The sequence below is a fragment of the Sphingomonas bacterium genome (genome assembly GCF_903644135.1).
Taxonomy (GTDB): Bacteria; Pseudomonadota; Alphaproteobacteria; order Sphingomonadales; family Sphingomonadaceae; genus Sphingomonas.
In genome coordinates, this window is sequence record NZ_CAHJXA010000195.1 from 1 (window position 1) to 5,355 (window position 5,355).

Here is a 5,355-nt window from a genome sequence, read left to right on the forward strand (position 1 = left end):
GTTCGGCGCTGCAGGCCACGCAGAAGCGGATCTCCACCGGCTACCGCGTCTCGGACGCCACCGACGATGGCGGCGCGGGTCGCGCCGGCGATTTCGCCTGCCAGCCGGTCGGTGTCGGCGCGGGTGCGGATGGTGTGGAGGCCGGCGAGGTGGTGGCCGTCGCAGGTCAGCCGCCGCGGACTGCCGCCGGTCGCCCAGACCAGCGTGCCATAGCCGTGCGCGGTGCCGTCGGCGAGCGTCACCGCCTTGGCCGCGGGATCGATAGCGACGACGCGCTGGCCGAGCAGCATGTCTACCTCCCGCTCCGCCCAGAAGGCGGCGGGACGGATCAGGATGCGCTCGAACGACTTGTCGCCCGACAGATATTCTTTCGACAGCGGCGGCCGCTCATAGGGCAGCTCCGGCTCGTCGCCGATCAGGGCGATGCTGCCGGTGAACTTGCGCTGGCGCAGCGCGATCGCCAGCTGCGCGCCGCCGTGACCGGCCCCGACCACCACCACGTCGTGAAATGCCGCCACCGCCCGCTCCTCGTCCATCGCCTCGCCCTAGCGCTGGCCGGTAAGCCTGTCGACGATCAGCGCCGCCGCCGCCTCGGCGGTCATCGCGGTGGTATCGATGCGGATCTCCGGCGCGAGCGGCTCCTCATAGGGGCTGTCGATGCCGGTAAAGTTGGCGAGACCGCCGCTGCGCGCCTTGGCGTACAGGCCCTTGACGTCGCGCGCCTCCGCCTCGGCGAGCGGCGTGTCGACGAACACCTCGACGAACTCGCCCGCCGGGAGCATCGCGCGCACCATCTCGCGCTCGGCGCGGAACGGCGAGATGAAGGCGGTGAGCACGATCAGCCCGGCATCGGCCATCAGCTTGGCGACCTCACCGATGCGGCGAATATTCTCCACCCGATCGCCGTCGCTGAAGCCCAGGTCGGCGTTGAGCCCCTGCCGCACATTGTCGCCGTCGAGCAGGTAGGTGTGGCGGCCCAGCGCCGCGAGCTGCGCCTCGACCAGATTGGCGATGGTCGACTTGCCCGCCCCCGACAGGCCGGTGAACCACAGCACCGCCGGCTGCTGCTGCTTGGCCGCGGCGCGGCTCTCGCGGGTGACGGCATGGGCATGGGTGTGGACGTTGCTCGCCCGGCGCAGCGCGCGGCGGATCAGGCCGGCGGCGACGGTGGCGTTAGTCAGCCGGTCGATCAGGATGAAGCCGCCCAGCTCGCGGCTGCGCTCGTAAGGCTCGAACACCAGCGGCCGGTCGAGGGCGATCCGCACCACGCCGATCTCGTTGAGGTCGAGGGTCCGCGCCGGGCCGGCCTCGGCGGTGTTGACGTCGACTCGGTGGTCGATGCCCTGGATACTCGCCGACGCGCTCTGGGTGGCGAGCTTGAAGAGGTAGGAGCGGCCGGGCAGCAACGCCTCGTCGGCCATCCACACCAGGATCGCCTCCACCTTGTCGGCAACCTCCGGCGGCGCGGCAGCGGCGGCGATCACGTCGCCGCGCGCGCAGTCGATCTCGTCGGCGAGCGTCAGGGTCAGCGACCGGCCGGCGGCGGCTTCGGCCAGGTCGCCATCGGCGGTGACGATGCGCGCGACGCTGGTGGTGCGGCCCGACGGCAGGATGCGCACCGGATCGCCCGGTCGGACGGTGCCGCTCGCCACCAGCCCGGCAAAACCGCGGAAATCGAGATGGGGCCGGCTGACCAGCTGTACCGGCATCCGGAACGGCCGTTCGGCGAGATCGTCGCCGACCGGCACGCGCTCCAGCTGCTCGATCAGCGTCGGGCCGTCATACCAGGGCATGGTCTGCGCGCGGGCAGCGACGTTCTCGCCGGTCAGCCCCGACAGCGGGATCGCGCAGAACCGGGTGATGCCGATCGAGCTGGCAAAGGCGCGATAGGCGAGGCGGATGCGGTCGAAGACGGTGCGGTCGTGGCCGACCAGGTCCATCTTGTTCACCGCCAGAATAATGTGGCGGACGCCGAGCAGATGGGCAAGATAGCTGTGCCGCCGGGTCTGGGTCAGCACGCCCTTGCGCGCGTCGACCAGGATCACCGCGCAGTCGGCGGTCGACGCGCCGGTCACCATGTTGCGGGTATATTGCTCATGCCCCGGCGTGTCGGCAACGATGAACTTGCGCGCATCGGTGGCAAAGAAGCGATAGGCGACGTCGATGGTGATGCCCTGCTCACGCTCGGCGGTGAGGCCGTCGACCAGCAGGGCGAAGTCGATCTTCTGCCCCTGCGTCCCCATCCGCCGCGAATCGGCCTCCAGCGCGGCGAGCTGGTCGGCGAAGATCGCACGCGAATCGTACAGCAGGCGGCCGATCAGCGTCGACTTGCCGTCGTCCACCGAGCCGCAGGTGATGAAGCGCAGCAGGTCCTTGCCCTCGTGCCGCGCCAGATAGGCGTCGATATCGGTCGCGATCAGCGCGTCGGGGACATAGCCGTGGCTGTCGGCGGTGCCGGCGAGCGGAGCGTCGCGATCCGGCACGTCGCCGAACAGGTCGGCACCGGGGGGAAGATCGAGGTCGGCCATTAGAAATAGCCCTCCTGCTTCTTCTTCTCCATGCTGCCCGCCCCCTCGTCGCGGTCGATCGCGCGGCCCTGCCGCTCCGAGCCGGTGGCGAGCAGCATCTCCTGAATGACCTCGGGCAGCGTCGTCGCCGCGCTCTCGACCGCGCCGGTCAGGGGATAGCAGCCGAGCGTCCGGAAGCGGATCGAGCGATCGACCGGCACCTCGCCGGGCGCGAGGCGGAAGCGGTCGTCGTCGACCATCAGGATGGTGCCGTCGCGCTCCACCGTCGGGCGAGCTGCGGCGAAATAGAGCGGCACGATCTCGATCCCCTCGCGCGCGATATACTGCCACACGTCCAGCTCGGTCCAGTTGGACAGCGGGAAGACGCGCAGCGACTCGCCCCTCGCCAGCCGCGCATTGTAGAGGTGCCACAGCTCGGGGCGCTGCGACCGTGGCTCCCAGCGGTGGCTGGCGGAGCGGAACGAGAAGATGCGCTCCTTGGCCCGCGCCTTCTCCTCGTCGCGGCGGGCACCACCGAACGCCGCGTCGAAGCCGCCCGCGTCGAGCGCCTGCTTCAGCCCCTGCGTCTTCCACAGGTCGGTGTGGAGCGCGCCATGGTCGAACGGATTGATGCCGCGCGCCTCTGCCTCCGGGTTCTTGTGGACGATCAGCTCCATCCCCGCCTCCCGCGCCGCGCGCTCGCGCAGCGCGTACATCGCCTGGAACTTCCAGGTCGTGTCGACATGGAGCAGCGGGAACGGCGGCGGCGCGGGAAAGAACGCCTTCTTCGCCAGATGCAGCATCACCGCCGAATCCTTGCCGATCGAGTACAGCATCACCGGCGACGCCGCCTCGGCGACCACCTCGCGCAGGATGTGGATCGATTCGGCCTCCAGCCGGTCGAGGTGGGTCATGCTCATCGGATCAGGCGAGGAAGGGGCGCAGCGGCAGCGGATCGAAGCGCCCGGTGGCGAGGAAGCCGGGATTGAAGAAGCGCGGCTTGCCATAGGCGAGCGCCGCGCCGTCGCAGTCGAGCACCCGCCCGCCGGCGGCGCGCAACACCGCATCGCCGGCAGCGGTGTCCCACTCCATCGTCGGGGCGGGACGCGGATAGACGTCGGCTTCGCCGCTGGCGATCAGCACGAACTTGAGGCTGGAGCCGATCGACACGCATTCGGTCGCGCCGCTGGCGGCGAGCCAGGCCAGCGTCGGCGGGTTGCCGTTGTTGCGCGAGGCGACGGCGCAGGGCGGGTCGACGGGGGTGCGGACGGTGATGCGCTCGGCGGCCTCGGTCTGCCCATGCGGTGTGCGCTTCGCCTGCCACGCCTCGCCCGCCGCGGTATCGCCCCAATAGAGCGCCGAGCGGGCAGGGGCGTAAACTACGCCCAGGGTCGGCGCACCGTCCTCGATCAGGCCGATGTTGACGGTGAAGTCGTCACCGCGCGCGACGAACTCGCGGGTGCCGTCGAGTGGATCGACCAGGAAGAAGCATGCGCCGGTGGCCGGCACGCGTCCGGCCGCCGCTTCCTCTTCGGCCACCACCGGCACGCCGGGGGCGTGGACGGCGAGGCCGGCTAGGATCGCCGCCTCCGCCTCATGGTCGGCGGCGGTGACCGGCGATTCATCGGCCTTGGCGCTGACCGCGCAGCCACCGACGAAATGATCCCAGACGATATCGCCCGCCTCCCCCGCCAGCGCCACCAGCGCGCGCAGCAGCGCCGGCCGGTCGGGCGGCAGTGAAGAAGTAGGAACAGTCATCGTGAGGTCCCCGATCCGCTTTTTGGCCGCCAAACGCCAGCCCAGCAAAGATTGGCACCGGCCAAGCGCCGGTTGCCGGCGTGTGCACGATGCTGCGGCTGGCGATCGCAACCGAACGGCCATAAGCGATCGCGGTGGTGACGCCATGATCCCCCTGCTCGGCTGGCTCCTCCTGGCGCTCGCGCTCGCGGCGATCGGCTACACGGTGCACGCCGCCATCGCCGTGCGCGGGTTCGCGCAGGGACCCTTGCCCGCTCCCGCTCGACCCGAACCGATCACGTTGCTCAAGCCGCTCCACGGCGTCGAGCCCCGCTTGGCCGAGAACCTCGCCAACTTCCTCGATCAGGACTGGCCCGCGCCGGTGCAGATGGTGGCGGGGACCAACCGCCCCGACGATGCCGCGCTGGCCGTCTCGCGCACGCTGGCCGGCGACGTGAGCGTGCGGACCGATGCGCCGCCGCTCGGCGCGAATGCCAAGATCGCCAACCTCGCCAATCTGATGCCCGCCGCCAGGCACGACCTGTTGATCCTCAGCGACAGCGACATGGCGGTATCGCCCGATTACTGCGCCCGCATCGCCGCCGCGCTGGCGCAGCCGGGGGTGGGGGCGGTGACCTGCCTCTATCACGGTCGCGGCGATGTGGTCGGTCGGGGGAGGGGCTGGTCGCGCTTCGCCGCCGCCGCCATCAGCTGGCAGTTCGCGCCCAGTGTGGTGATGAGCTACGCGCTTGGCATCGAGCAGGCGTGCATGGGCTCGACGATCGCGCTCCGCCGCGAGACGCTTGCCCGGATCGGCGGCTTTGAGCGCTTCGCCGACACGCTGGCGGACGATCACGCGATCGGCATGGCGGTACGCGCGCTGGGCTTGCGGGTCGTGCCCGCCCCGCGGCTGATCCTGGCGCATGGCTGTGCCGAGACGAGCCTGGGCGCGGTGTGGCGGCACGAGCGGCGCTGGTCGGCGACTGTGCGCGGCGCGAACCTGCCGGCCCATATCGGCAGCCTGCTGACCCATCCGCTGGCGCTGGCGCTGTTCGCCACGCCGCTGATGCCGCGCGCCGGCCTCGCGGTAGTGGCGGCGGCACTGATGGCG

5 protein-coding genes are annotated in these 5,355 nt (G+C 70.8%); 1 reads left to right on the forward strand and 4 read right to left on the reverse strand.

Features of this window, described 5'->3' with window-relative positions; translation table 11 throughout:
* The 4 genes from HUU96_RS10640 to cysQ all read right to left on the reverse strand — a co-directional run.
* Nucleotides 1-536, reverse strand: a 536-nt coding sequence (locus HUU96_RS10640) for an FAD-dependent oxidoreductase (protein ID WP_174292779.1), incomplete at its 3' end; no start/stop codon positions are given.
* Between the two features lie 9 nt (nt 537-545).
* The gene (cysN, locus tag HUU96_RS10645) at nt 546-2,528 is read right to left on the reverse strand and encodes a sulfate adenylyltransferase subunit CysN (RefSeq protein ID WP_174292780.1); all 1,983 of its coding nucleotides are present in this window, start codon (nt 2,526-2,528) and stop codon (nt 546-548) included.
* Nucleotides 2,528-3,427 carry a sulfate adenylyltransferase subunit CysD gene (cysD, locus tag HUU96_RS10650; protein WP_174292781.1) on the reverse strand — a complete coding sequence of 300 codons (900 nt, stop codon included), beginning with the start codon at nt 3,425-3,427 and terminating at the stop codon, nt 2,528-2,530. The genes cysN and cysD overlap by 1 nt, the downstream gene beginning before the upstream one ends.
* A gap of 4 nt (nt 3,428-3,431) precedes the next feature.
* On the reverse strand, nt 3,432-4,265 hold the full coding sequence (gene cysQ, locus HUU96_RS10655; protein ID WP_174292782.1) for a 3'(2'),5'-bisphosphate nucleotidase CysQ: 834 nt from the start codon (nt 4,263-4,265) through the stop codon (nt 3,432-3,434).
* A gap of 145 nt (nt 4,266-4,410) precedes the next feature.
* On the opposite strand from cysQ, the gene hpnI reads away from it, so the two are divergent.
* The coding region (gene hpnI / locus HUU96_RS10660; RefSeq protein ID WP_174292783.1) for a bacteriohopanetetrol glucosamine biosynthesis glycosyltransferase HpnI at nt 4,411-5,355 on the forward strand (945 nt) is incomplete at its 3' end.

What these genes read in the sequence shown, in the direction of transcription:
- cysN (WP_174292780.1), bottom strand. Translation starts at nt 2,528, where the DNA reads ATGGCCGACCTCGATCTTCCCCCCGGTGCCGACCTGTTCGGCGACGTG.
- cysQ (WP_174292782.1), bottom strand. Translation starts at nt 4,265, where the DNA reads ATGACTGTTCCTACTTCTTCACTGCCGCCCGACCGGCCGGCGCTGCTG.
- cysD (WP_174292781.1), bottom strand. Translation starts at nt 3,427, where the DNA reads ATGAGCATGACCCACCTCGACCGGCTGGAGGCCGAATCGATCCACATC.